The sequence below is a fragment of the Acinetobacter vivianii genome (assembly GCF_014635885.1).
Taxonomy (GTDB): domain Bacteria; phylum Pseudomonadota; class Gammaproteobacteria; order Pseudomonadales; family Moraxellaceae; genus Acinetobacter; species Acinetobacter vivianii.
The window spans coordinates 350,923-377,915 of sequence record NZ_BMDR01000005.1 but is presented as its reverse complement, the minus strand read 5'-3'; the positions used below and the strand labels follow the sequence as shown (position 1 = coordinate 377,915).

Below are 26,993 nucleotides of genomic sequence, written 5' to 3'. Positions count from 1 at the left end.
CATTATTCCTCAACCACTGTGACTCGCTTTGGTAAAGCAAACCAGATAAAAATCGACAAGATCAAGAACAACAAGGCAGCGACATTCAACACGGAACGATGTGATTGACTAAAGGCCTGTTTTGCAGCAGTAATCACATGTTCAGCAATCGCAGGTTGTAATTGCTTGGCAGCTTGAACCGCCTCTCCAATCGAGCTACTCACCTGTTCAATAATGCGATGCGGCACTTCGGTTGGTACTACAATCGAGTTGGCATAGAACCATGACAACATCAGACCGAAAAAGGCAATTCCCAGACCTGCGCCCAGCTCATAGGCCATCCCTTCAATCGCCCCTGCTGCCGTCGCTTTGCTTGGCGGTACTGAAGACATAATTGCAGAGGTTGAAGCCAATAAAGCAATTTCCACGCTTAAACCTAAAACAACCATCCAGCTCCAGACCTGCATCTTCGCCTGCATAAAATCAGTATTTGCCAATCCCCATAGACTTACCGCACTCATCAACATACCGAGCGATGCGACTGAACGCAGGCCAAAACGATTGACCAGCATACTGGCAATTGGGCCGCCTAAACTAATCGCAACCATAAACGGTAAAATGAATGCACCCGCAGCCAATGGAGAAAGTTGGTAAACAAATTGCAGTTCTTGTGAAATCAGCAATTCAAAACCGACCAGTGCCATCATGGAGACAATTGCCATCACCACACCTGTCGCAATAACAGGGTGTTTGAATAATTGGATATCAATCATTGGAGACGTTGACGTGAGCTGTTTGCGGACAAAGCCCACCAGTAAACTCAAGCCAACGGCAAAGATTAAAACCGACCAGATGCTAAACCCATGCATTACGGTTTTCACTGCATAGATCATGCTCAGGATGGCCACCACCAAAACCAGCGCCTGTAACAAGTTGAGGTTCTGCTTTGGTTGCCCTGCCTGTTTTGGAATCACAAATACAGTTAAAGCCAACACAGCAAGCATAATCGGCACATTAATCAGGAACACAGCCCCCCAATGGAAATGCTCCAGCAAGAAACCACCTAATAATGGGCCAAAGGCTGCACCACCACCGCCGACAGTCGCCCAGATGCCAAGCGCGAAGTTACGTTGCTTCTCATCCAGAAAGGTATTACGGACCGCAGATAAAGTCGCAGGCAAAATCATGGCTGCACCCACTGCCAATAATGCACGTGAACCAATTAAGGCATAAGCAGTAGAAGAAAATGCAGCTGCCAGTGACGCCAGACCGAATAAGATCCCGCCAATAATCATCAGCCGTTTAAAACCAATACGGTCTCCCAACGCACCCATAGGTAAAATCAGGCCCGCCATGACCAAGGAATAGATATCAATAATCCACAGCAATTCATTTGCTGATAAAGAAAGTGACTCACTCAACGTCGGTGTCGCCACGTGTAAAACGGTCGCATCAATCGATACAGGGAGATAGATCAATACAACGATTGCAAGAATTAACCACTTGCGTGACATAAATGCCTCTAAATTGGACAATTGTTCAAATTGATGTCATTATAACCAAAATTGAACACTTGTCCAACTTTAAAATTTGGAGTAGTGTGTTTCCGTTTTATATGCAGGTATAGGTGCAAACAAAGAATGGCTTATTTAAATCGCGAACAACGTCGTGAAATGATTTTACAGGCGGCAATGCAAGTCGCTTTAAATGAAGGTTTTTCTGCGATGACCGTACGCCGTATTGCCACCGAAGCGCAAACCTCGACAGGACAAGTGCATCATCATTTTGCCTCCAGCTCACATTTAAAAGCAGAAGCATTTATCAAACTGATGCAACAACTGGACGAAATTGAAAATCAGGTCAGCACAGCCAACGCTTTACAGCGCCTCTCTCTGTTGCTGGGTTGTGAAAACATTGAACAGATTCAACCGTATTTAAGACTCTGGAATGAAGCCGAAGTTCTCATTGATCAAGATGAAGAAATAAAACAGGCTTACAACATCGCCATGCAGGACTGGCATCGCTCAATTGTCCGTATGATTAATGAAGGTCAAGCACAGGGAGAGTTTCATTTTGAGACCAATAGTCATGACATCGCATGGCGGTTAATTGCGTTTGTCTGTGGTCTGGAAGGAATTTATAAGTTAGGACTGACTGGCTTAAATGAAGCTGATTTTAAGCGTCATACTGAAGCCATCATTCAGGCAGAATTGTTTAAAAAGTAAAATGAGAAAACAATGAGACACCCCTTATTACAAACACCAAGACTGGATTTATTTCTATTTCAAATGGATGATCTAGCCGATATCTACCCTTGTGTAACTACAACGTTAACGTGTTATATGACATGGGAGCCGGCACAAAGTTTTGCAGAAATCGAGCAGATTGGGCAAACATGGCTTATCGCAGAAACAAAACGTACGGATCACCATTTTGTATTACGTAATAAAGAAAATCAGCAATTTATTGGCTTAATTGGCATCCATCATTTAGGTACTACAACACCCGAATTGGGCTTATGGATTCGGGAAGATTGCCATAATCAAGGCTTTGCCAAAGAAGGCCTCTTAGAAGTTTTTCGTTGGGCTTCTACACATATGTCTGCCCAATATTTCTTATATCCTGTTGCAATTGAAAATCAGCCAAGTCGTAAACTGGCTGAATTTTTAGGTGGAACTGTTGCTGGATACAAAACAGAACGGAAATATGAGGCAGTGATTTATCACATTCTACCCTATCAAGGTGATACGAATTAGAACCAGCCTTTGCGTCCATTTAAAATTGCATCTGCACAGCGAAGCGTTTCCTGACTTAAGCCCCACAAACGATAATCCCCTGTGGCCGAAGTCACATTAAAATTATGGGTATAAGCAAAACTCAATTCACGATCAAAATCACACCAGGCCCCTGAACCATTAAAGCCAACATGACCGAAGCCATGTGGCGCACGTTTGCCCATCGTTAAAATACGGTGATAACCCAAACGCCAATGCATTGGAATTGGCATCACTCGATCACGTGCTTTGCTTTGTACCGCACTGAGTTGCTTAAATACTTCTGGACGAATGAATTGTTGCCCCTGCCATTGCCCTTGATTGGCCAGCATCGCATATACTTTAGCTAAACTATCCGCAGTGAATACACCATTGGCTGCTGGAATAACGGCTTGCAAGCCCTCATCACTGTAGAAACTAAAATGACGCATCCCTTTTGGGATCATAGCATCCTGAAAATCCTGAGGGTTTTGCCCTGAAAGCTCCAATAACCGTTCTGATATAGAGGCTTTACGTGGTTGACTATTTTTCTTGGTTTGAGGTTTAGTTGAGGTAGGCGGTTTGGGTTTTAACAATAACCGCGCAACACGATCTAGTTCTGAAGCAGGCGTGCCGAAATATGCCCCATCCAGTTCAAGGGGTTGTACAAGATAACGCTCCATTAACCAGTTTAACGGCTGCTTGGCTGCTTTCTCAATCACACCACCCAAAATCCAACCATAGGTCAAAGGCTGATAGGCAAAACTTTGTCCTGCCGCAAAACGCGGTGTTGCCGCTGCAACCACATCCAGCATATGCGACCAATCCAGCATTTCTGTCGCGGCATCAATCATATTGCGGATATCAAACAAGCCACTTTGATGTGATAAAACATGACGCAAAGTAATATTGGCTTTGCCATTTTGAGCAAATTCAGGCCAGTAATGCGCAATAGGTTGATCGTACTCAAGTATCCCTTCACTCACCAGAATATGCGCAAGGGTTGCAAGAATGCCTTTACCCGTTGAGTAACACATTGCTAAAGTATCTGATTGCCAATCTTCTTCTTGAGATTTTTTACCCGTAAAAATATCAACAACTTTTTGACCTTGGAAATACACCACCAATGCTGCACCACCTTGCTGGCTCCGCGCATCTTGTAAACGACTAAACTGGCTAGCCAAGTCAATAAAACGCTCATCAACACTGCCATGATAATGATGTGTGTCAGCAAATAGAATTTCTTTAATCAAAGCCCAATTCCTTATGATATTTATGTTTTTATAATCTCCCTGTTGCGAACAACAGGGAGCATTTTTAATTTAAAAAATATTAAAGTGCTTTCACTGTACCAGCCACATGTGGCTTTTTAGATTTCACATTGCGGATCAAGAAATCTGTTTGCGTTGATTCAACCGCAGTTAAAAACTCAACTGTTGAAGGTAAATACATTGGCAATTTAAACCAGACATCTGCCTCATAAGCTGCTGGAAGCTCAATGCTCGCCAAAGCTTTAGCCTTGCTCCACATACCATGTGCAATCGCCTGTTTAAAACCAAATGCTTTTGCAGTTACGGCGTGAATATGAATCAGGTTAAAGTCACCAGAAATCACCGCATAACGACGACCTGTATTTTCTGAAATATTCCATTCTGCTTGTGGTTGATAAGCTGGTTCTTGCGTATCTTTAGCCTTCTCACCTGCTTTTTTCTCAGTTTTCTGGCGCGATAAATACGTCGTTAAACTTTCCATTACCACTTCACCAGCAACTTTCGCAGTTGTGATGAAATCAAATTGTAAACCCTTGTCGTGCGGCTTCAATTCACCAAATTTACAAGACAGCGTAATTTGCTCATTTACAGCAATTTTGCGTGTCTGCTTAATCTGGTTACGAATATGCACCAAACCCAAAATCGGAAACGGGAAAGCTTCGCTGGTCATCATGTGCATTTGCAGACTTTGAGACAAAACCGCTAAATAAATTGCAGGTACGAAACCATCATTTTTAAAACCACAAATCTCGTTATAGCTTTCTAAATGTTTGGTATCAATCTTAAGTGTATCCACCACATATTCAACTTGTGGCAGAACCTTTTCACCTTTTGGCTTTTTGAAAATGAGACCTTGAATGACTTTTGGATAAGCTAAATAAGGTTTTGGCAACTGACTAAAATGACGTGTATTCATAATAAACCTTTCAATATTTTTATAAAAAAGGGATGCACAAGCACCCCTCTTCAAAACCCTAATGCTTAAGCACCTAACAAGCTTTGACCGCAGACGCGAACAACGTTACCTGTCACACCTGTTGAACCAGTAGACGCATACCACGCAATTGCTTCCGCAACATCTACAGGTAAACCACCTTGGTTCATTGAGTTCATACGGCGACCAGCTTCACGGATCGCAAATGGAATCGCAGCAGTCATTTGCGTTTCAATGAAACCTGGTGCAACTGCATTGATGGTAATACCATTTTTCAATGTCGGCGCAGTAAATTTAACCAGACCGATCACGCCAGCTTTAGATACCGCATAGTTGGTTTGACCGAGGTTACCCGCGATACCACTGATTGATGATACACAAACGATACGACCATTTGCATTTAAACCATCATGAGATAGTAAGTAATCGTTAACACGCTCAATGGCAGACAAGTTAATGTTGATTACAAGATCCCAAAGCTCAGGCTTCATATTTGCCAAAGTTTTGTCACGGGTAATCCCTGCATTGTGAACAATCACGTCTAAACCGCCCTGTTTTGCAGCAGCAGTCTTGATTTTTTCACCCGCATCAGCAGCAGTAATGTCAATTGCCAATACTGAACCGCCAATTGAACCTGCAACACGCTCAAGATCAGCTTGTTGTTGCGGAACATCTAAACAAATGACATGCGCACCATCACGCGCCAATACATGCGCAATCGCTTCACCAATACCACGGCTCGCACCAGTCACTAATGCAGTTTTGCCTGCAAGTGGCTTCGCCCAGTCTAAATCAGCCACATCAGCTTTAGATACACGGATCACTTGACCTGATACATAAGCAGAACGTGGTGAAATCAAGAAACGTAAAGTTGATTCAAGGTTTGCTTCTGCACCTTGGTCGACATAAACGACTTGAGCAGTAATGCCTTTTTTGAATTCTTTACCAACAGATTTGATGAAACCTTCAAGCGCACGTTGTGCAATCGCCTGTTTGACTGTTTTTGCAGTTTCAGGTGTGGTACCGATCACAATCACACGGCCTGAACTTGAGATTTGACGAGCGATTGGATTGAAGAAGTTATACAACTCTTTCAACTGCTCAGAATCCTGAATACCAGAAGCATCAAATACAACGGCTTTAAATTTAGATTCTTTATCATCGGCATTCAATGGACGAAGATTTAAGCCGACTTTTGCAGCAGTTTGTTGTAATTCAACATTATTACCGACATAGCTATCTGCATGAATATTGCTAAGAACTTGAGCAATCGCACCAGAAACCGTACTTGATGGTGCTGCGCCAAGCAATACTGCTCCATTCACAACAGGCTGAGCACTTTCAAAACGATCTAGCGTTACTGGTGATGGTAGACCTAAATTTTTTACAACAAATTTACCTAAAGGTGATTGTGTAAATGCTTGGTACTGATCAGTCATGGTTATTATCTCTCATACAAATGAATTTGTTACAAACACATGAATCATGTTGGGATATGGCATGAAATCAATGTCTGATTGACTCATCACAAATCATACTTGAGTTCATGTCTGGATGTCTTGACCTGAATGTGGTCTCAAGCGTCATTCTAGTCAATACAGCAGTATTGAAAATATGGTATGTTTGTACCAAGAATATCGCAATTATGCTTGGAAAAGCCTTATGAGCAAAACAACTCAAGAAAATCCAGCAGTCGACAATTCTGCTCAGGAGACTGTGTCAAATACATCAAAAGCAGCGACTACGAAACGTAAAACTGCGACTACTACTCCAAAAGCAGCAACGACGACACCAAAGACAACGCGTACCCGTTCTACCAGTCGTAGTGCGAGTACTACAAAAAGCGCTGCTTCTACAACGACAAAAGCAGCGACAGCTAAAACAACCAAACCTTCTGTTCAACAGGATAAAACCATGAGCCAAAACACTGTGCGCCGTGTTGCCATTATCGGCGGTAACCGTATTCCTTTCGCTCGCTCTAACGGCGCTTATTTCACAGCTTCTAACATTGACATGTTTACAGCTGCGTTAAACGGTTTGGTTGAGCGCTTCAACTTACAAGGTCAACGCCTAGGTGAAGTGGTTGCGGGTGCAGTATTAAAGCACAGCCGTGATTTCAACATGACCCGTGAATGTGTGTTAAATACGCAACTTGCACCAGAAACACCGGCTTATGACATTCAGCAAGCATGTGGTACTGGCTTACAAGCAGCGTTCTTGGTTGCGAACAAAATTGCTTTGGGTCAAATCGAAGTGGGTATTGCTGGTGGTGTGGATACAACATCTGACGCGCCAATCGCTTTCGGTGATGGTTTACGTAAAGCGCTTCTTGAGCTAAACATTGCCAAAACAGGTAAAGATCGTTTAAAAGCTTTAGCGAAGATCAATGTTAAAGATCTTATGGATGCGCCTAAAAATGGTGAACCACGTACAGGTTTATCTATGGGTGACCATCAAGCAATCACTGCGCTTGAATGGGGTATTCCACGTGAAGATCAAGACGCTTTAGCTGCTTCTTCTCATCAAAAAATGGCAAAAGCATACGAAGAAGGTTTCTTTGATGACTTAATCACGCCATTCTTAGGTTTAAGCCGTGATAACAACTTACGTGCTGACTCTACTGCTGAAAAATTAGCGAAATTAAAGCCAGCATTTGGTAAGGGCGAAGCTGCAACTATGACAGCGGGTAACTCTACGCCGTTAACTGATGGTGCATCATGTGTACTTTTAGCTTCAGAAGAATGGGCAAAAGCAAACGGCCATGAAGTGCTTGCATACCTGACTTTCTCTGAAACTGCTGCGGTTGATTTCGTGGGTAAGAAAGAAGGCTTATTGATGGCACCTGCTTATGCCGTTCCACGTATGCTTGAGCGTGCTGGCCTTAAACTTCAAGATTTCGACTACTATGAAATCCATGAAGCATTTGCATCACAAGTGCTTTCTACTTTGAAAGCTTGGGAAGATGAAAAATTCTGTAAAGAGCGTTTAGGTCTAGATGCACCTTTAGGTTCAATTGATCGTAGTAAACTCAACGTTAAAGGTTCTTCTTTAGCTGCGGGTCACCCATTCGCTGCAACTGGCGGTCGTATCATCGCAACTGCTGCAAAAATCTTAAATCAAAAAGGTTCAGGTCGCATTCTTGTTTCGATCTGTGCAGCTGGCGGTCAAGGTGTAACAGCGATTATTGAAAAATAATCTCTAACCTGATCAACAAAGGGATTAAATCTTTGGATTTAGTCCCTTTTTTATTATAATTTTGGTTATACAAACAACAACTTAAAATAATATTTATCCTATGCATTCATTCTTATTTGATCAGCTTTTTTATATAGGTGCTTGGCATCCAATTTTACTGGTTCTATTATTTTTCTTTGGGCTTTATCTTACGGAATTATCGTTTAAAAAATCTTTGATTAAATATCCAGTTGAGAGTCTACAAGGCTATAAAAGGACAATGAATAGTCTATTCTGTAGTACTCTATTCTTTGCAATGAGCTATTTCTTTAATTTTAACTTCATCTTTTTTCTTTCCTCTTGTATTGCTCTACCTTATATAACAACTCGAAAAATAAATTATCAAATTACCAATGGGTACTAAACATGTGGTTATTCATCATAAATATTTTCCTATTTTTAGGGCTATGCTTTGTACTCCTTCACTTTTTAGCAGGTGAAGAAAGGCATTTACCTATTATTATATTTCTCGCTTCTTGTCTTTGGTTTATGAGCTTTATAGTTTGGATGTTATATTTTAAAGATCATCTCCCTACTTAGGCTATCTCGCCCGTTTAAACTTCACAAAATAATCATTTAAAACTTTAATCGCTTGCTTAAGTTCTTTGAGATTTTCTTCATTATTTCCCAACCGTTCAACAAAACGTTGTGAATGAATTTCCAGATCGATCTTTTCATTAATTTGCGGTGCAATCCGAAACAACTTTTCCAGATCATCAAATCGATCTAACTTTCGGTTTGAGAAATACTCTAGACGAAACCCTAACTCATTCAGCACTACCCCGCCCAGAATCGCCCCTTGTTCAGCATCAAAGCTCAATGCATGTTCTTTTAAAAATAACTGTTCAGGTGTTTCTTTAGAACTTTTAAATAAGTTGGTCAGTTGGCTTAACATTTCGAGATCGCATCACTATTTTTCAACTGTATTAAACCGCTAAACCCATTATCGAAGCAACCTTCGCATCAGCAGATATAAAAAAAGCATCTGTTAAAAGATGCTTTTCCAACAATTATTTTCCGTACTGTTTCTTTAAATATTCCACAATCTTGGCAGATTCAAACATTTTTACACCTGTATTCGGATCGACCAGATACGGCACTTGAATATCACGTCCCATCACTTCAACCACCTTTTCACGTTTGCCATTCGGCAACGGAATATACTTACCGGGCTTTAGGCGCAATACGGCTGGCCCCATGTCCTGCCAACGCTCTTTCGGCACATTATGCAAAATATAGGGAAGCTCCAACTCAGTCAGTACTTCTCGCACCAAACGGGTATAAGGGCTTGCCTCAAAGCTCCACAGCTCCAATAACTGCGCTGGCGCTGGACGTTCAACAATCTGCTGATTAATCCAGACCCCACGCACCGCATTGGCGACTGTCGCCAACGCAGATACATAGGGAAGTTTTGGATAATGGCTAAATTTTTTCGGTGTTTGGCCTGTTTTACCATAATGTTTAAACAAATGATGAATAATTGCCTGTGACTCATATAGCTGGTCACCTGTATTTTCATCAATTAAAAAAGGAAATTGTTTCTTCCCACCTTTTTCTTTCACGATCTGGCGATATTTCTGACCACCTTTTGGACATGGATAAATTTCCACATCCAGATTCAGCAAAGTAATAACTTCACGGACACGGCGGCAAAACGGCGAACCCTCAAACTCATAGAGCTTAATTGCTTTTGCAGGTTGATTTGGAAATGGTGTTCCCATTGCACCTCGTCCACCTTCAATCACGCTGGCAACAACAGATTGTAAAACTTTGAGTTGATGATTCACCCTATTCAGCATAGTGCTATCCTTTTAGCAGTCGACTAATTTTTCTTTTGCAATCACAATGCCATTATTATCTGCGTAGATATAATCGCCTGAATTGATTGTCACGCCACCAAAATACAAGCTGACATCGACTTCACCTATGCCTTTGCGATTACTTTTTTGCGGGATTGCAGCCAATGCATGTACGCCTAAATCCAGTTCTGCAATCGCATCGACATCACGTACACAGCCATAGATCACCACCCCATTCCAGTGATGTTTCACTGCTGACTCGGCAATCATATCTCCCATCAGGGCACAGCGCATGGATGCACCGCCATCAACCACCAGTACTTTACCTGTACCATCCGTTGCCAAGAGTTCTTTCACACGCGAGTTATCTTCAAAACACTTTACCGTGACCACTTGGCCGCCAAAGGTTTTACGTGCGCCATAGCTTTTAAAGAATTTACCATCTAATGATGGGATGACCACTTGCAGCTCTTTTTCAGGGTTATCATCTAACAAATCACAAGTTACAAAAGGAATTGTCGTCACTGAAATTCTCCATTATTTGCTTTGTTGTATGCTCAGGTTATCGTACAGTTTAAATGCGGCAGTCTGTGTTTGTGCTGCAACCAGCATAGTATGCGCCAATTGCTCAGCGGTAATAGGTTTAAGTTTAAACGGCCTAGTCCACGTTTTTTCCACCAACTTAAATGCGGTCTGCGCCAGATCCTCTAGCAAGCGCACGTCACTACGTTTACCAATTAAAAGCGAAGGTTGGAAAATTGATAGCTTATAAATTGACAGGCTTTTGAGGTAGTTTTCGAGTTCACCTTTCACTTTATTATAGAAAATTGGCGAATTTGCGTTCGCTCCCAACGCGCTCACAATTAATAAATGAATATTTTTATCCTGAACCAGATCAGCAAAATGTGCATTAATTTCATAATCAATTGCATAGAAAGCGTCTTTAGAACCCGCCTGTTTAATGGTACTTCCCAAGCAACTAAAGGCATGGGTATAGGCATTGACATCCTCATCATTCAATAACAGAAAATCTTCCAGAATCAGTTGAGTGACCTTACTGTAAGCATTTAATGTTTCTGAATTTTTCCTGACAACAACGGTAATCGAATTAAAATCTTCTGCTTGTTGTAGCTCATCCACCAAGGCCTGACCAACCAATCCGGTAGCACCAATTACAATTGCTTTTTTATCACCTATTCTCATTTTTAATTCTTCCAAGCTATGACTAGGCTTAATGTAACGTTTTCTTGCACGATTATCATCTGTTAAATGTACTTAAAAGTATCACAAGACTTGACTTCGGGGCTTAGTTTCCTCAAAATATGGCACTTGTTTACGGGCTGGTGAATGTTGCCAATATTTTTTGGTTTTAACTTCAGCCCGCCCAGACCAACTTATTTTCAAGGAGTGCACGAGTGGCAAACTCTGCTCAAGCTAAAAAACGTGCTCGTCAAAACGTTAAAGCACGTAAACACAACGCAAGCTTGCGTTCTATGGTTCGTACTTACATCAAACGTACTGTAAATGCGATCGCTGCTGGTGATTATACTGTTGCTACAGAAGCTTACAAAAAAGCTGTTCCTGTAATTGACCGTATGGCTGATAAAGGCATCATCCACAAAAACAAAGCTGCTCGTCATAAGAGCCGCTTGAACGCTCAAGTTAAAGCATTAGCTAACTAATTTGATGCATATAAAAGAGCCCGAATTTTCGGGCTTTTTTATTGTCTTCAGTTTTTCAAATAAGGCTGCAAACCCGTTCCCGCCTCTTTCACGATCACGATCAGTTTCTGGCAAAACGTATAACTCTCCTCTAGCAACCCCAGATCACGCGTACGTGCATTGTGTTGAGTAAAAGCCTGTTTATAAAACTGATAGCGCTCATTTAAATAATCATGATCCTGACTCAGTGCAATCATCATTAACTCAAAACGAAAATCCAGATCCACCGTAAAGTCTTCTGGCATGTCTCCATATGCCCACGCTTGTAACGTCTCCAGTTTACCGTGCCCTACATTTGAAAAGATAAAATGGATATAAGCATCTAAATTTTGGAAGAAATCCTGAATATTGTCTTTGCTTTCCCAACGCCCCGTTAAAAAGAAACAAGGCTCAGAAGTATGCTTCCCGATAGAATGTTGATGGACATCCAGCGAACGCAGCCTAAAAATCAAACGTTCAGATAGCTGCTCCTGCAAGTGATCAGGAATAAAACGATCGGTAAAATCCATTGCAAAAGACAGCATCGGGCTAATAGTCAATTTCCTAAGTACCATCTTCAATTGATAAAACACACCAAGCTGTTTTTGAGTCAATAAAAAGCAACGATAGCCTGTATCAAGCGCCAATTCTGGTCGACCGATATTTCCCCAGTTTGAAATAAAGTCATGCGCCACATTAAAAACATCAAGTTTGAGATGTTGCGTATCTTCTTGCTGCTCAAACCATTGGCTAATCAGTTGCTCAGCAGCAGCCATATTATGCGGAATATCAAAATTGCCTGTTTGCAAAGGTGATTTCACCTCTTCGACAACCTGAATTTGCTTTAATACCAAGGGTTCCAACAAATAAGGTTGCAGCATATTCGACACTGCATTTTCTGGAGACTGCAATTCTCCAATCGCCCATACATTATAATTCGGCTCATAAAACCCGATTCCCGTTTCTTGAACCGTTTCATAAAAGACCCGATACACCGCATCATTTTCAGCTTCTTGTATCAATGCGTCTAAACGCACACTTGCGCCTATGCCCTGAGCAAATTGCTGCTTGATCTTTTCTACCCACTGCTGAGTAGGCTCAGAGAAATAGGCCTGATATTGTGGATCACAAATTTTATTGGAAAATAATAGCAACCATGCCTGCAAAGTTTTGCCATGACTGGAAATGTTGCAATACTGCTGATGCAACTCAAAAGCAACTTGATGAGAATCATCTTCTGCGGGCACTTTGCCTGTAAAAATCTCAGGCTCCCATAAATAAATTGTGCTTAATAACATCTTTTTATCCAATTATGTGTCAGTTTTCTCTTTTTATTTTCATATCATGACGAAAAAAGACCAATTTTAAAAGACCAGTTTTTATTATTTTTAACTTTTTAGGTCATATGATGAGTGATAAAAAATATGAAGCCCCGAAGCGCTCCATATTTTTATTTATCAAGTTCAGATTAAATCTTATGATGATTAAGGATTCACGGCTAAAGCCTTAGCCGCAACTGGTAAATTCTTAGCAGATAAACCAGCAAGTACTAAACTATTATTCATCACTGGAATGCTCCATTTTTGATTGGCGCCATTGGTACAACGATAGCGAATTAGACGTGCTCGATTATTGGATAAATAACCGCCTTCCAAATCGAAGCACTGATTCGATTGCTTAATCGCTTGTGCCGCAGTATCAAGCTCCCACACCTGACTACTTGTACTGCTACAAGGCGTCAGATTGATAACATTGCCAGCTGTAGTCGTTAAGCACTGATCTATATATTGCTTATTATGGATTTTACCCAATGCATCATAAGTCCATTTTTCCGAATCTTCACCTGTACATCCCGTCGCTCCACTGATAAATGCGTTGAGCTGTCCATTCGCCAACTTCTCAACTTTTAAACAATTGGTTCTGTTTAATAAACTGGTACTTGATGCAAAATTCAAATCACCTTTGAGCTCTAACTTTCCAACAAAAGCACGGAACGCAGTTAATGCATCAGCATTTAAATTGGTCAAGTCCGAACGATACACATTGATCCAGCGATTTAAACGATACAGCTTAATTTGCTGTTGGGTATAACGCACCATTTCATTTTGTGCATCTGCTGTTAGTTGATCTTTAAAAGTTCGGTATGAATCAAACAGTAGCTTAGATTCAGGGGAAAGATTTACCACTGCCTTATCTTTATTATCGAGTAAAGCCTGTTCTAACTGTGGTAATTCAAACGCCCTTAAAGCTGAATATTCTGCTTCCTTACCAATTTCAACGGCTGGTGCTAAAGCAGTCGTGTTAGCTGGGATCGCTAAACTAGACAGTAATACCGCTGATGCTTGGTCGGCTTTTTTACAGTAAAGATTGACTTGCTGGGGTGCGTCACTTTGTGCCAGATTAATATGGAACTTATTGGCATTGCCATTCATGCGCTGCGGTGCCAAAGCGATATTTTGACTTGCACTTGCAAATCGCACATTCAACCAACAATTTGCGGTTGTAGCATTTGGATTCACTTGTGGTAAATCAAATACATTGCCCCAATTTCCTTTTGCTGCTGGATAGATCAGACCAACTTGCGCGACTGGATCATACCCACCCAAGATCGTATACACAGGCACACCGAACATTCTTGGTTTTAGATAGTTACCATCAGCACGGTTATACCAGACGTTACTTGAATTTGGCGTTTTAGGTTGCGCAACTTCCATCATCCGCGTTGTTGCATTCCATTTTTTATAGCCTGTTGGTGAATTAGCATCCCACACATAACGATCAAAAGCAGGCTGAATTTTTAGAAAAGTACTATAGCCTGTGTAATGGGTATATTTAGAAATACTGCTTGCCGTTGCGCCACCCGACATTGCATCCCAACCATAGGCATATTTATTCAGGAAGTTTGGTACACCATTGGCCCCATCACCTAAATTGGTATTGGTCCAATTGAGGTTGCCACGCATTTTATTTCTAAAGGCAATATAGCCCCAACCACTATCCGCATGATGTGCAGCCCAGAACATATTCTCACCCACAGCACCAGGATAATGCCCAAGCCCATAATGATGGCCGATTTCATGGCTAAATTCATTGCCCACAGAATCGATCAAGGTCAACATACCATTACCACCACTTAAGCCATGGGTGGCCTCACCGTTGCTATACTTCCCGCTTGCATAATGCGCTACCACACTTTGAGTCAACTGAGGTTGTTCCTGACTCGCCATTGAAGCACTGGTGATGCCCCAGTTGGCCAGATTAATCCCCACGCCAAAAGTCGACTTGGCGGTATTCTCACGCATATCACCGCTATACACATCACCCGTAGTTGCGCTGGCTGTATCATAAATAACACCACTTGCAACCATAACTTTGTTGAGTCTTAAATCATCATATTTTGCGACGATCATACGTGCAGCAGGAATAGTCTGAAAGTAATCAGTGCCTGCTTTTGCAGGCTCAAGCAGCATATAATGACCCGTAGATTTCGGCGGATCAGTTAATAAGCCTAAACGGATATTCTGCACCACCAATTCACCCGGCGCGGCCAAGTCAATATTGTCTGCTGCAAGATCACCACTGCGGTTATTCAGTGGATCAACCACGCGAAGATGCAGACCTGCTCTGATTTCATGCCATTTCAAGGCAACTGTCCATGCTCGCTTTGAATAACTTACAGGCGGACGTCCATCTGTATTGGATTGATCCGAAGCTGCAATTCTCGATGGCTCTTTCAATTTAACGGTTCGGAGTAGTTGATTACCCTGATAAATTTCGACTTGTAATGTTTGCAAATCCCCCATTTCCGCCAATGGAGTAACCAGCAATAACGCATCTTTTTCAGTGGTTAAGCGTGGCATTGAATCTTTTTCATTATTCTTAGGATTAACCACATGGCTTTGTGCGAATTGCAGCATCGCAGCAAAACTGCCATTTAAATCATTGCGTAATAATCGTGGCAGTCCGAGTTTATCGTAATCATAAAAGCCCAAGACAGCTTCATCAATCACATCCTTGTTGGGTTCAGGATACTTTTCCATAACAGGAGGAATCGATGGGGTTTCTGTCGTCGTATCTTCACCTTGGTTCGGTGTTTCAGATGTTCCATCACCCGGCAACTCACTGGTTCCATCATCTGGAATTAGAGTCCCATTTCCCGCGGTCGTATTATCATTCTTCGGCAACTCAGTATGATTTGTTCCACTTGTACTATCTGAAGAACCTCCTCCACAGGCAATCACCATCATAGACAGTAAACAGACCGTTAAATATTTAAGTTGTAATTGCATCACATTTCCCCAAGAAAAACTTGTCAAATTATCGTTAATGATAAATTTTGTTAATTAATTAAAATTAATATAAATCATATATTTATAATATTAACAATTTAAATGATCGAATGTGAAGTTAATTTTTAATATTGAAATAGTATGCTTAATTTATTGTAATTTTAAAATAATAAGCGCTAATACAGAATCAAAGCCACAACAATGCCAGACCGATGTACAACTACATTTTTATAACTCAACTACGCTATTTTATGAAAATAAAATTAATTTAAATTGAAGTGTATATAAATAATTAAATAACACATGCTGGAGAGCATCATGAATAAAATCTGGAAAGTTATCATTCCCATTAGCTTTGCTTTATGCAGCAGCCTTTCCTTTGCTGCAACATGTAATAGCGCCATTGATAACAATACGCTCAGCGATCTTACCATTCCAGCTGGCGCCACCTGTACTGTGAATAATTCCTCCATTGAAGGAGATGTAAATATTCAGAAAGATGCCAGCCTGATTTTAAATAGCTCTTCCATTCAAGGCAGCATACAGGCCAACCAAGCCAAAGCAGTACGCTTAATTAATTCAAGCGTAAGTGGTGATATTCATGCCCCACAGGCCTCAACCATGATTCATTTAGAAAAATCGGTTATTTCTGGTGATGTCCATTGCTCGGCATCAACTCGACTGCAAACAAATCAAAGTAGCATTGAAGGACAAAAAACGGGGAAATGTCGCTAATTCTTTGATCCTGCCAGATCATTTAAAACAAAACCCAAATAAAAATCTATTTGGGTTTTATTGAATACAATCATTGTTCGGGCATTTAATCTACCCATACATTATTTGCCTAAAAACTGCTTTATATTCAAAACATTTTTCTCACCACGCCAAATCCATTTTAACTGGCTATCAGCAAAGTCTTCGCCTTCAAACCATACAAATAAACCTTCCATCATTTCTGGCCAATCTGTTTGCTCAATTTGGTTTTTACCCGAAATCACGGCAATGATTGCAGCAAGAATCGTGTCATGACTAACCGCCAGACTCAGACCATTTTGTTGGGTTGGGTGGGTATGGTAAAGCAGCTCCAATACATCAAATACACCTGTGATCGGATGTTTCATACCAGGCAGCGCATTATTCACAAAACTATTAATAAAGCCTAAAGCGCCCTGCTTACGAAAATAGGGAGCGGCCTGTTGAATATCCAGCACAAAACTGCCCGGTTCAACCAATAAGCGCTGTTCCACAATTTCAATACGATGCGTATTCACAGCCTTACGTGTCTGGTCTGCGCCTTCAATCATTAAGGCTGCGGTATCGACACAACGTTGAATTGGACTTGAAATACAATGCTGAATCGCCCGATCACTATGCTGGCTTAAGTATTCACCCCAAGCATAGGCCAGATCACGTCCCGGTTCGGTCAATTGCAGATCATAACCCGCCAAGCCCTGCCCATTCACCAGCTCGCGTAGAGAATGTCGAGTAAACAAGGTTACAGGTGTTGAAGCATCAGGTAATAAATCAATTGCTTCAAGCATACTTTTCGGCAATAAATGCAGCGCCATATTCACACACAAGTTCGGATTTACCCCACTATAGCATGAGCTGGATGACTCTCAATCCAAAATGCCAGAAAGCGCCAAGGCCTCATAAGCAATTTTTTTGCAATGCTGATCTCGAAATGCGATAAAACCGCCATTTAAAACCGTAGCACGCTGATTATACAAAAAAGGTTTCTTATCCAAGGTCAACAAACCGCCACCAATGCTTTCTAGTAAAGCCTGTCCTGAACTGGTATCCCATTCAGAAGTAGGATGGAATCGAGGATAAATATCAATTTCACCTTCCAGCATCATACAAAATTTATAGGCGCTGCCCGCTTCGCGTCGCTCTATCGTACGGTGTTGCAAGATCGGCTCAATAAAGTTTTTATATTTGGGATTTTTGCTGTTATGACTCAGACCAATTTGTAATGGTGCGGAAAAATCATGTTCTTCAATCTGGTACTGCAACCATTCTTGTCGACTAAAACTATATTTATAAGGCAGTTCCGAAGTATAACCAATGTACATTACCTGTTCGCAAGGCACTGCAATGATCGCAAATGTGGTTCGATCACCCTCAATCAAGCTGAGATTAATCGTAAATTCATCTCGTTCATGAATAAATTCCTTGGTGCCATCTAAAGGATCCAGCATCCAGCAACGCTGCCAAGCCGTGCGCGCAGAATAATCACTCTCTTCCGATAGAACTGGCAATTGCGGAGTGACGGTCGCTAAATGCTTCAATAAGAAATGATTCACCTTCAGATCGGCCTGTGTCACTGGTGAATCATCACTTTTTTCCTGAATATTAAACTCGCACCCAGCACAATAACTTTGGTATTCTTCCAGCAATATTTGACTAGCCTGCGCCATGATGGGAACAAGTTGTGAAATTAACTGATCTTGTGGGGCAAGCGTTTTAATAAACATAGACCAACCTTATGTCATATTCAGATTTACAGCAGCAGCCGATTGCCATGTTCGACATGGATGGCACATTACTCGATTTAGCATTTGACGACTTTATCTGGAATCACTGTTTACCTGAGCGACACGCTCAAGTTCACCAATGCAGTCTGGAACAAAGCCAACAAACACTATTTCAATTTTACCAACAACATAAGCATACACTATCTTGGTATTCTTCGGCGCACTGGACGGCTAAAGTCGGAGTCGATGTATTACAACTTCAGTACGAGCATCGCGACAAAATTGGCCCGCGTGCTGGCTGCCATCAATTGTTAGAACAACTTAAAGCCAAAGGTTATCGTTGCTGGTTACTGACCAATGCAGATCGTGCAGGCCTGCAATTGAAGCTTGAAAATGTGGAACTTAGCCCCTATTTTGAACTTATGATCAGTAGTGAAGAACTTGGGCACGCCAAAGAAGAAACTGCTTTTTGGCAAAAACTTCAGCAATTGCATCCATTTGATCCAGCACAGGCTGTATTTATTGATGACACCGTTGCCGTACTCAAAAGTGCAGAAGATTTCGGTATTACCCAGCTGTTTAGTATTTTACAGCCCTCAAGCAGTAAAGCTGCCAGAGCGGCAACCGAATTACCCTATCCTGCCCTTGATCACTTAACTGAACTTTTTGATTATCTTGAAACCAACCTACAGGTAACAGATGCCAAGACAGCATGAACCAGAAAGCATGGAAGCCATGCGTATTGATAAATGGCTTTGGGCTGCACGTTTTTTTAAAACACGCTCAATTGCCAAAGCTGCGATAGAAGGCGGTAAAGTCCACCACAATAATGATCGTGTTAAGGTCTCCAGAGACGTGCGTATTGGTATGGAACTGACCATCCAGCAAGGTTTTGAGAAAAAGACCGTGGTTGTGAAGGCGCTTTCAGCGGTACGTGGTGGTGCGCCAGCTGCACAACTCCTTTATGAAGAAACAGCTGAAAGTATTGCTCGTAGAGAGTTGCATGCATCACAACGAAAAATGCATAATCTAGCCCGACCAGATCATCGACCAAGCAAAAAAGATCGTCGTGATATCAATCGTTTTAAACAGGAAAATGTTCAATCATGGTCTTATCATGATGAATAAAATTTTCTAATTTTGGATGCGTCATCTTGTGTCGCATAGACAGAGATCAGATGTAGAATAAACAATGAGAATCTGCCACTATACTCAAGTCCCAACAAGTTGAGATTCAATACATCCACTTGGGTTAGTCGTTAAGAAATAAAGTTTTGAGGTTTTGAGATGGATGATAATAAAAGCAAGGCGTTACAAGCTGCGTTAAGCCAGATTGAAAAACAATTTGGTAAAAATACAGTTATGCGCTTAGGTGATAACACTGTACAGGCAGTTGAAGCTGTTTCTACAGGTTCTCTAACACTAGATATCGCATTAGGGATTGGCGGATTACCTAAAGGCCGTATCATCGAGATTTACGGCCCTGAATCATCAGGTAAAACGACCATGACGTTGCAAGCCATTGCGCAATGTCAGAAAAATGGCGGTACATGTGCATTTATCGATGCGGAACACGCATTAGATCCAGAATACGCACGTAAGCTTGGTGTAGATATTGATAACCTGTTGGTATCACAACCCGATCACGGTGAACAAGCGCTAGAAATCGCAGATATGCTGGTACGTTCAGGTGCAATTGACCTAATCGTTGTCGACTCTGTTGCAGCATTAACCCCTAAAGCCGAAATTGAAGGTGAAATGGGTGATTCACACATGGGTCTACAAGCACGTTTAATGAGTCAGGCATTACGTAAAATCACAGGTAATGCAAAGCGTTCTAACTGTATGGTGATCTTCATTAACCAGATCCGTATGAAGATTGGTGTAATGTTTGGTAGCCCAGAAACCACGACTGGTGGTAACGCACTTAAATTCTATGCGTCTGTACGTTTAGATATCCGTCGTATTGGTGCAGTGAAAGAAGGCGATGAGATTACTGGTAACGAAACTCGCGTTAAAGTCGTAAAAAATAAAATGGCGCCTCCTTTTAAAGAAGCAGTGTTCCAGATTATGTACGGCAAAGGTACCAATCAGCTAGGCGAAGTGGTTGATCTTGCAGTTCAGCAAGATATCGTACAAAAAGCGGGTGCATGGTATTCATATCAAGGCAACAAAATCGGCCAAGGTAAAAACAATGTGATTCGTCATTTTGAAGAGAATCCAGCCATGGCCCAAGAGATTGAAAAACAGATTCGTGAGCAACTTTTAACTAAAAATAATGTTGAAGCTGCACAAACCGAAGATGAAGAAGAACCAGACTTTTTAGAAAGTTAAGCTAAAACGCCCTTCGGGGCGTTTTTCTTTCATGAGGAAATCGATTTTGTTTAATAGTGAAAAAACAGAAAAACCCAAAACCCTGACGGGAACAAGACTACGCTCTTATGCTTTTGCCCTGCTCACACGCCGTGACTATTCGCAGGCAGAACTGATTGCCAAGCTGAATCAATACGCGATCAATCCAGAAGAAGTCGATAAACTGGTAGAAGAACTAGCGCAGAACAACTATCAAAGTGACCAGCGTGTGGCTGAGCTCACTTTGGCAAGTCAACTAAGAAAAGGCAAAGGCCTACAACGCATTAAACAGGCATTAAAAGCCAAGCAGCTAGATGCAGAATTGATTACAGAGGAATTACAAGAGGTCGACTGGCTTGATCAGGCTTATCAACTGAAAATAAAGAAATTTGGAGAAGAAATCGCAACGGATCCGAAAATCAAGGCAAGACAAATTCGGTTTTTACAATACCGTGGCTTTGATATGGGTGTGATTATGAAAGCGATTGCTCGAACGAGCGGAGAAGAATAAATGGTGGCAGCCCTACCAGCATGACTTCGGCACATCATAGTTCTACTACCGTTGCTACCTTCCGGTCCTGGCGGGGTTCGTAGAGTACAATTGCGAAGCTACCAGCAGGGCTACCATTGCCTGACAAAGTATAGAGATTTTTGCCTGAGTTGCAAGACTTGTCTCTGTTTTTCAGTGAGTTTTTAGCTCAACTGCCTAATTCATCATCAACCAGTCTGTATTTGTTATCTTTTTACTTTCAATATGTGCAAACATTCAACAAGAACAGATTAATTTCTTCAAAAGTGCTTGAAGATTGTAAATGCTTATTGCATTTAAATGAGTTGCTGTTTTAATGGCTAAATCAAAAATCTATATCTGGTGTGTTGCAAGTAAACAGTGAAGACTTGTTCGGCCACAGCTTTATATTTCAACTTATGGATGAATTTTTATGCTAAAAAAGCATTCCGTACTTTTTATTGCCCTGCTGAGCAGTGCGCATTTATATGCCAATGTTCCCATTGAATCTCGCGCTTTAAGCCAACAACAAGCCAATAATGTTGTTGCAGGTACACCAAGCTTAAACTGGGAAATCATGCAAAAGAACCAGAAGCTTGAAGAGGAAATCCGCAAGTTACGTGGTCAACTTGAAGAACATGACAATGCAATTGAGCAATTAAAAAAAGAACTGACCAACCGCTATACCGATCTGGATCAGCGCTTAGAGCTACTTTCGCAAAAAATTGATCCGCCTGAGGATAATCCTGAAGCACAAGATGCCTCTGCTGCAACAGCATCAACAAATGCAGATACCAGCACTCCTGCGATCGTCCCAGCCGCACCAGTACCGCAACAAACCACACCTGCAACCACTCAAGCCCCAACTGCTCAACCGCAAACGAATAGCGTAGCAACTAACAATGCGACCAATGATCAAATTGAGCTAGAAAAAGCGGCTTATACGGTTGCGCTTGATGCCTACAAACAAGGTGGTGCAAAAAAAGCAATTCAGCCAATGCAGAACTTTATTAAAAACCATCCAAATGGTATTTATATTGGTAATGCATATTTTTGGCTTGCCGAGTTTTATTTAGCGGTTGATCCTGTCGATTATAAATCTGCAAAGCAAAACTATAATATTGTGGCGACCCGCTACCCGAATTCAGCAAGAGCATCGCGTGCCGTATACCAGCTTTACAGCATTGCGAAAGAAGTTGATCATAATGATGCTTTAGCAAGTCAGTACAAAAGCAAACTTTTAAGCCAATACCCTCAATCTGAAGAAGCAAAATTTATTCAGAAAAAATAAGTTTTCTTCTTTCCATAAAAAAAGCCAGTTGATATCAACTGGCTTTTTTTATGCGGGGATCAAATCAATTATTTGATCTTCGCCTTCGATTTTAAGTATTCAGTGTAGTCTTCAAGGATCTGTTGTCCACGGAATTGCTGGTAAAGCTGATTCAACTCGTGTACCTGTTCTGCTGGCAAAGTGCTTGCAACACTACTGTTCACATTTGAAACTGCAACAATCACCAACTCATTTGGTAGTTTTGCAGTTGTGGCAGACCATAAGCCTTCTTTTGCTGGCGCTGGAATACTAAATGCAGCACGCTCAATCGGACGTTTTAAACCTTGAGAACGTGCAAATGTACCTGCATTTTCAAAGTTCACTTGAGATTTTGCAACCACTTGTGCCGCCGGTTGAGTTTTAAAATCAGTCAGGATTGTGGCAATTTTCGCTTGAGCTGCTTTATACGCCTTCGCTTCGATCACTTTTGCTTTTACTTCAGCAGTCGCTTGATCTAACGGTTTAACGCCCGCTGCATGGTAGTTACGAACTTTAATCCAGATCGTATCGCCATTTGCCAACTGAATATTTGAAGACGCGTTACGGTCACCATTTTTCACATCATCATTAAATAATTTTGCTTTAACGCTTAAATCACTGAGATATGGGTTATCAGTTGCTAAAGTCACGCCATTTGCAGACTCAATACGCGCACCCTTCACTTCCTCAGCAACAGCATCTAGAGAATCATTACCAACCACCATTTCATTTAAGCTGTTCACGGTATCGCTAAACTGGTTAGCCAGTTTGCTTTTCTCAACCTCAGCAGTTAAACGCGCTTTTTCAGCTTCAAATGAAGGTAATTTCACCATTGGAGATTCAGCTTGGATAATGTGATAACCATACTGAGTCTTAACTGGTTTAGAAATTTCACCATTCTTTAATGCATTCACTGCATTATCAAAATCAGCCGAGAAAACACCTGGCGCATAAGCATCGACTAAACCGCCTTGTGTTTTAGAACTCGGATCTTCAGAGTATTGAGCTGCGGCCTGAGCAAATGACTCACCTGCCTGAATTTTTGCATAGACCTCATTGGCAAGCTTCTGAGCTGCCGCATCATCACGCGCATCAGTAGTAATGAGAATATGTTTAACCTGAGGTTTAATTGCTTTTTTCTTCTCATCAACAAAAGCAGTATAGGCTTGTTGAAGATCAGCTTCTGTAACCGCAAGATTTGCTTTAGGCAGCAAAGCAGGTGTAAGCACGACATAATCAACGTCAACACTTGCAACTTGCTTAAATTCATTTTTATGCTTGTTGTAGTAGTCAGCAATTTCCTGATTAGAAGCAGTTACGCCTTTCTTATAGTCATCTAGCTTAATACTTGCCAAATGCAAAGTACGCTGTTCAGTCTGTAAATTTGCCAACTGCTGCACATCAGACTTGCTCACTAGAGCATAATCCATCAATGATGTTGAAATCATTTTCAGCGCATGATCTTGGCGTAAGCTGGTGATCAAGGCCTGATTGGTCATTCCCACAGAACGTAGATAGTTCTCATATAAGGTTTGAGAGAACTTGCCATTTTCCTGAAAACTCGGCTGTTGTGCCAACATTTGCTCAAGTTGTACATCGCTTAGCGTCATACCTAACTTTTCGGCTTGTTGTTGTAGCAATGAACGAGCAACAAGTGCATCTAATGCTTTTTCCTGAATAACAGGCAAATTCAAAAGTGATTCATCACCTTTTACCAGTGATAAATATTGATCTTTATAGTTTTTGGTTGCACTTTCTAATTCTTTATTAGAAATATCTTGACCGTTTACTGATTTTGCAACGTCTGCTTTATTGCTACCACTAAAATACCCTTCTATACCGACAAGTGCTAAAGGAGTCAAAAACAAAACTAACAGGACTTTGCCAAGCCAACCCTTAATGAGAGTACGAAACGATTCCATAAGAATTCCAATATTTTATTTCGGGGCAATTTTAACTGAAAAACAAAAGTGAATGAATGCAGAATAAGGATCAAATTAACTTTTTCATTCAATAAATAAAAAACGCACCCAAAATGGTGCGTTTATTGATTTAAAAAGATTACGCAACCGAATCTTTTAAACCCTTACCAGCTTTGAAGCTAGGTACTTTGCTTGCTTTGATTTGTAACTCTTCACCAGTTTTAGGATTACGACCAGTACGAGCAGCACGTTCTTTAACGCTGAAAGTACCGAACCCAACTAAAGTAACCGTATCACCCTTTTTAAGTGCTTCAGTGATTGATGCAATTGTCGCATCGAGTGCCTTACCAGCATCCGATTTTGACACGCCCCCTTTTTCAGCAATCGCATCAATTAATTCTGATTTATTCATGATAAAAAATATCCTCTTAATATCGTTTGTTAAGATCCAAGGCTATAGTTTAAAAGGCCATGACGCCTTTATAGCAATGCTTTAGGGGAGAACGCAATACTAGAAAGGCCTTTTAATTAAAATAAATACTGAAATACGACATAAACAGACGAGTTACCTGCATTTTTTTTACTTTTTATTCAATTTGGCCTTCAATTGATTATTTTCTTCGATCAACGCATCAACCTTGATATGGAGCTGTACAAGTAGCTGTTCGATATGCTGAAGATCCTTCGGTGTCACCAGACCAATACGGTTAAGCGAGTGATTCACACTGGTATCTAAAATCTTCTCAACCTTGTCTTTCGTGTCGGTCACCGACTCTTTCGCTTTCTCAGTCACCTTGCCTACCGTGTTGTCGGCAAAATCAACCGTTTTTGATTCTAACTCTTCGCCCACCTTGACCAGTGAGTCAAACAATTTATTTCCTTCTTCTTCTGCACGAGAAAAAGCACCTAAGCCAGCCAGCCAGATTTGTTGTGTATATTTTTTGAAATCTAACGCAGATTTTTTAGAACTCTTTGATTTTGGCTTAGTTTTTACCTCAGCTTCCTCATTGGGATTTTCTATATTTGAGTTATCCATTGACCATTACTCCTAAGCACTTTACAAACAGTATGTCGTATTCGACCATAAAAATGTTTTTATAATATCAAAGTTAAGACTTGATCGTTTTAAAAAACTGTTCTACAAAGCAAGAAAGTCCTGTAAATTATTTTTAACAATTGAGTAAGGATACTCAGGTTTACAGATTTTTTGTTTTTATTGATTGATTGGCAAGGAAAAAGAGACTTATGAGTGATACGCAACAAAGACATAAACATCCGCATTTGTTGCTCAACATTGTCATCATTGTTTTAGAGACTTTTTTCTCTTTCATCCTGACGCATGATGCGGGATTACGCCTGCAAGCCAAAAAGTTAATTGATCAAAAAATCACGATCCGTATTAACAGCTATATCCCTTTCTTCGACTTTTATATCCAGTTTACCGAAAAAGGTCTTTTGTTTGATATGAAAGCGCTGGATCGCACCATTGATCTGGAAATTAATAGCACATTGATCGACCTGATCAAGATTTTTGTGTTTAACAATCAGCGTAGCATTGCCAATATGCGCATTCTGGGTGATGCCACTCACACTGAAGAGTTTATGGATTTACTTCCACACCTCACTCTGTCGAGTATTCTGGCAAACTGGAAACAATGGTTTAGCGATGAAGCTGAAGCCGTTGCCTCACAACAACGTATTGCCCCATTGCTGGATAAAATCGATCAGCAGCGTTCGGAAATTAATACTTTATTGGTTGAAGTTAAGCAGTATCAAAACCGCATTCACCGTCTGCAAAAACGCCAACGCCTAATCAATATCAGCTTTACTGTTTTAAGCTTTATTTTCATCGCCTTTTTTGTTTATAATACGTGGATACAATAATTCCAATATATTTCACTTTTCACGCTCAGATTGGCAATTTAAAACTTGACTATTTTAGTCGGAATTCATAAAATTTAAACATCTAGTCTAACCATGTGTACCGAATCATGCGTCTTACAACTCGCGGTCGTTACGCAGTGACTGCTCTACTTGATTTAGCTTTGCAGCCAACTGAACAAACGATCACGCTTGCGGAAATAGCAGCACGCCAATCCATCTCAGTCGCTTATTTAGAACAGTTATTCGCGAAACTTAAACGTCATGGGTTAGTTTCAAGTGTACGCGGTGCAAATGGTGGTTATCACCTGGCGCGCAATGCAAGTGAAATTACTGTGCTAGAAATCATCGAAGCTGTAAATGAAACTGTTGATGCAACTCGTTGTGACCATAAGGGTAACTGCCAAAATGGTGCGATGTGTTTAACACATGACTTATGGCAAGAACTCTCCCACCATATTGCCGATTATCTCGCAAAAATCACCCTTGCTGATTTGATTGCGCGTGACAACGTTCAAACTGTTGCATTACGCCAGAATTCACCAAGTTTAGATTCAGCCCTTCTATCGGTTACAGGTATTTGAC

27 protein-coding genes and 1 other RNA gene are annotated in these 26,993 nt (G+C 41.1%); 12 read left to right on the top strand and 16 right to left on the bottom strand.

From position 1 onward, the window contains the following. Positions 1-2: 2 nt before the first annotated feature. The gene (locus IEV36_RS12805) at positions 3-1,493 is read right to left on the bottom strand and encodes an MFS transporter (RefSeq protein WP_005257014.1); all 1,491 of its coding nucleotides are present in this window, start codon (positions 1,491-1,493) and stop codon (positions 3-5) included. A 126-nt stretch (positions 1,494-1,619) separates the two neighbouring features. Between IEV36_RS12805 and IEV36_RS12800 the strand changes: the two genes are divergently transcribed. Beyond that, positions 1,620-2,204 (top strand): TetR family transcriptional regulator, encoded by a 585-nt coding sequence (locus tag IEV36_RS12800; protein ID WP_005257013.1) that lies wholly within the window; start codon positions 1,620-1,622, stop codon positions 2,202-2,204. A gap of 12 nt (positions 2,205-2,216) precedes the next feature. Then, positions 2,217-2,735: a GNAT family N-acetyltransferase gene (locus IEV36_RS12795; protein ID WP_005257012.1), complete on the top strand. Its 519-nt coding sequence runs from the start codon at positions 2,217-2,219 to the stop codon at positions 2,733-2,735. Here the strand turns inward: IEV36_RS12795 and IEV36_RS12790 are convergent. From IEV36_RS12790 to IEV36_RS12780, 3 genes are all read right to left on the bottom strand, one after another. Further along, positions 2,732-3,985 (bottom strand): serine hydrolase domain-containing protein, encoded by a 1,254-nt coding sequence (locus IEV36_RS12790; protein ID WP_005257011.1) that lies wholly within the window; start codon positions 3,983-3,985, stop codon positions 2,732-2,734. The genes IEV36_RS12795 and IEV36_RS12790 overlap by 4 nt on opposite strands. Positions 3,986-4,064: 79 nt before the next feature. Next, entirely contained in the window at positions 4,065-4,919 is an 855-nt protein-coding gene (locus IEV36_RS12785; RefSeq protein WP_004771696.1) for a MaoC family dehydratase, read from the bottom strand. Positions 4,920-4,984: 65 nt separating this feature from the next. Beyond that, on the bottom strand, positions 4,985-6,376 hold the full coding sequence (locus tag IEV36_RS12780) for a 3-oxoacyl-ACP reductase (protein WP_004771693.1): 1,392 nt from the start codon (positions 6,374-6,376) through the stop codon (positions 4,985-4,987). A gap of 223 nt (positions 6,377-6,599) precedes the next feature. On the opposite strand from IEV36_RS12780, the gene IEV36_RS12775 reads away from it, so the two are divergent. Continuing rightward, positions 6,600-8,132 carry an acetyl-CoA C-acetyltransferase gene (locus IEV36_RS12775; RefSeq protein ID WP_005257010.1) on the top strand — a complete coding sequence of 511 codons (1,533 nt, stop codon included), beginning with the start codon at positions 6,600-6,602 and terminating at the stop codon, positions 8,130-8,132. Positions 8,133-8,712: 580 nt separating this feature from the next. On the opposite strand, the gene IEV36_RS12770 is transcribed toward IEV36_RS12775, so the two are convergent. The 4 genes from IEV36_RS12770 to IEV36_RS12755 form a co-directional block, all read right to left on the bottom strand. Continuing rightward, on the bottom strand, positions 8,713-9,066 hold the full coding sequence (locus IEV36_RS12770; RefSeq protein ID WP_005257009.1) for a hypothetical protein: 354 nt from the start codon (positions 9,064-9,066) through the stop codon (positions 8,713-8,715). A 115-nt stretch (positions 9,067-9,181) separates the two neighbouring features. Continuing rightward, positions 9,182-9,970 (bottom strand): glutathione S-transferase N-terminal domain-containing protein, encoded by a 789-nt coding sequence (locus IEV36_RS12765; protein WP_005257008.1) that lies wholly within the window; start codon positions 9,968-9,970, stop codon positions 9,182-9,184. 12 nt (positions 9,971-9,982) lie between these two features. Then, positions 9,983-10,495 (bottom strand): ribonuclease E activity regulator RraA, encoded by a 513-nt coding sequence (rraA, locus tag IEV36_RS12760; RefSeq protein WP_005257007.1) that lies wholly within the window; start codon positions 10,493-10,495, stop codon positions 9,983-9,985. A 12-nt stretch (positions 10,496-10,507) separates the two neighbouring features. Then, a complete protein-coding gene (locus IEV36_RS12755) occupies positions 10,508-11,173 on the bottom strand; it encodes an NAD-dependent epimerase/dehydratase family protein (protein WP_005257006.1) in 666 nt (221 codons plus the stop codon). A 212-nt stretch (positions 11,174-11,385) separates the two neighbouring features. On the opposite strand from IEV36_RS12755, the gene rpsT reads away from it, so the two are divergent. Beyond that, entirely contained in the window at positions 11,386-11,652 is a 267-nt protein-coding gene (rpsT, locus tag IEV36_RS12750) for a 30S ribosomal protein S20 (protein WP_004771687.1), read from the top strand. 47 nt (positions 11,653-11,699) lie between these two features. On the opposite strand, the gene IEV36_RS12745 is transcribed toward rpsT, so the two are convergent. Beyond that, entirely contained in the window at positions 11,700-12,968 is a 1,269-nt protein-coding gene (locus IEV36_RS12745; protein WP_005257005.1) for a hypothetical protein, read from the bottom strand. 186 nt (positions 12,969-13,154) lie between these two features. Next, entirely contained in the window at positions 13,155-15,959 is a 2,805-nt protein-coding gene (locus IEV36_RS12740) for a M66 family metalloprotease (RefSeq protein ID WP_005257004.1), read from the bottom strand. A gap of 318 nt (positions 15,960-16,277) precedes the next feature. Between IEV36_RS12740 and IEV36_RS12735 the strand changes: the two genes are divergently transcribed. Next, entirely contained in the window at positions 16,278-16,694 is a 417-nt protein-coding gene (locus tag IEV36_RS12735; RefSeq protein WP_005257003.1) for a hypothetical protein, read from the top strand. Positions 16,695-16,795: 101 nt separating this feature from the next. Here the strand turns inward: IEV36_RS12735 and IEV36_RS12730 are convergent, their stop codons facing one another. Further along, the gene (locus tag IEV36_RS12730; protein WP_005257002.1) at positions 16,796-17,527 is read right to left on the bottom strand and encodes a histidine phosphatase family protein; all 732 of its coding nucleotides are present in this window, start codon (positions 17,525-17,527) and stop codon (positions 16,796-16,798) included. Positions 17,528-17,578: 51 nt separating this feature from the next. After that, the gene (locus IEV36_RS12725) at positions 17,579-18,436 is read right to left on the bottom strand and encodes a 3'(2'),5'-bisphosphate nucleotidase CysQ family protein (protein WP_005256999.1); all 858 of its coding nucleotides are present in this window, start codon (positions 18,434-18,436) and stop codon (positions 17,579-17,581) included. Between the two features lie 11 nt (positions 18,437-18,447). Here IEV36_RS12725 and IEV36_RS12720 point away from each other — a divergent pair, with 11 nt between their 5' ends. The 4 genes from IEV36_RS12720 (at position 18,448) to IEV36_RS12705 (ending at position 21,299) form a co-directional block, all read left to right on the top strand. Further along, positions 18,448-19,152 (top strand): HAD-IA family hydrolase, encoded by a 705-nt coding sequence (locus IEV36_RS12720; RefSeq protein WP_005256997.1) that lies wholly within the window; start codon positions 18,448-18,450, stop codon positions 19,150-19,152. Next, on the top strand, positions 19,136-19,564 hold the full coding sequence (locus IEV36_RS12715) for an RNA-binding S4 domain-containing protein (RefSeq protein WP_004771680.1): 429 nt from the start codon (positions 19,136-19,138) through the stop codon (positions 19,562-19,564). The genes IEV36_RS12720 and IEV36_RS12715 overlap by 17 nt, the downstream gene beginning before the upstream one ends. Positions 19,565-19,723: 159 nt before the next feature. Beyond that, positions 19,724-20,770 carry a recombinase RecA gene (recA, locus tag IEV36_RS12710; protein ID WP_004771679.1) on the top strand — a complete coding sequence of 349 codons (1,047 nt, stop codon included), beginning with the start codon at positions 19,724-19,726 and terminating at the stop codon, positions 20,768-20,770. A 46-nt stretch (positions 20,771-20,816) separates the two neighbouring features. Next, positions 20,817-21,299, top strand: a complete 483-nt coding sequence (locus IEV36_RS12705) for a regulatory protein RecX (RefSeq protein WP_005256996.1) — start codon at positions 20,817-20,819, stop codon at positions 21,297-21,299. Between the two features lie 10 nt (positions 21,300-21,309). Here IEV36_RS12705 and ffs read toward each other — a convergent pair. Next, an RNA gene (gene ffs / locus IEV36_RS12700) (signal recognition particle sRNA small type) lies at positions 21,310-21,406 on the bottom strand. A gap of 323 nt (positions 21,407-21,729) precedes the next feature. On the opposite strand from ffs, the gene IEV36_RS12695 reads away from it, so the two are divergent. Continuing rightward, positions 21,730-22,587 carry a YbgF trimerization domain-containing protein gene (locus IEV36_RS12695; RefSeq protein WP_005256995.1) on the top strand — a complete coding sequence of 286 codons (858 nt, stop codon included), beginning with the start codon at positions 21,730-21,732 and terminating at the stop codon, positions 22,585-22,587. A 68-nt stretch (positions 22,588-22,655) separates the two neighbouring features. Here IEV36_RS12695 and IEV36_RS12690 read toward each other — a convergent pair whose 3' ends face one another. From IEV36_RS12690 to IEV36_RS12680, 3 genes are all read right to left on the bottom strand, one after another. Further along, entirely contained in the window at positions 22,656-24,527 is a 1,872-nt protein-coding gene (locus IEV36_RS12690) for a SurA N-terminal domain-containing protein (protein ID WP_004771676.1), read from the bottom strand. A gap of 139 nt (positions 24,528-24,666) precedes the next feature. Beyond that, positions 24,667-24,939 (bottom strand): non-specific DNA-binding protein Hbs, encoded by a 273-nt coding sequence (gene hbs, locus IEV36_RS12685; RefSeq protein WP_004639426.1) that lies wholly within the window; start codon positions 24,937-24,939, stop codon positions 24,667-24,669. 168 nt (positions 24,940-25,107) lie between these two features. Next, complete coding sequence (locus IEV36_RS12680; RefSeq protein ID WP_004771675.1) at positions 25,108-25,563, bottom strand: phasin family protein; 456 nt, start codon at positions 25,561-25,563, stop codon at positions 25,108-25,110. A 209-nt stretch (positions 25,564-25,772) separates the two neighbouring features. On the opposite strand from IEV36_RS12680, the gene IEV36_RS12675 reads away from it, so the two are divergent. Both IEV36_RS12675 and IEV36_RS12670 read left to right on the top strand, forming a co-directional pair. Beyond that, entirely contained in the window at positions 25,773-26,411 is a 639-nt protein-coding gene (locus IEV36_RS12675; protein ID WP_005256994.1) for a hypothetical protein, read from the top strand. Positions 26,412-26,518: 107 nt separating this feature from the next. Further along, complete coding sequence (locus IEV36_RS12670; protein ID WP_004771673.1) at positions 26,519-26,992, top strand: Rrf2 family transcriptional regulator; 474 nt, start codon at positions 26,519-26,521, stop codon at positions 26,990-26,992. The last annotated feature ends 1 nt before the right edge of the window (position 26,993 follow it).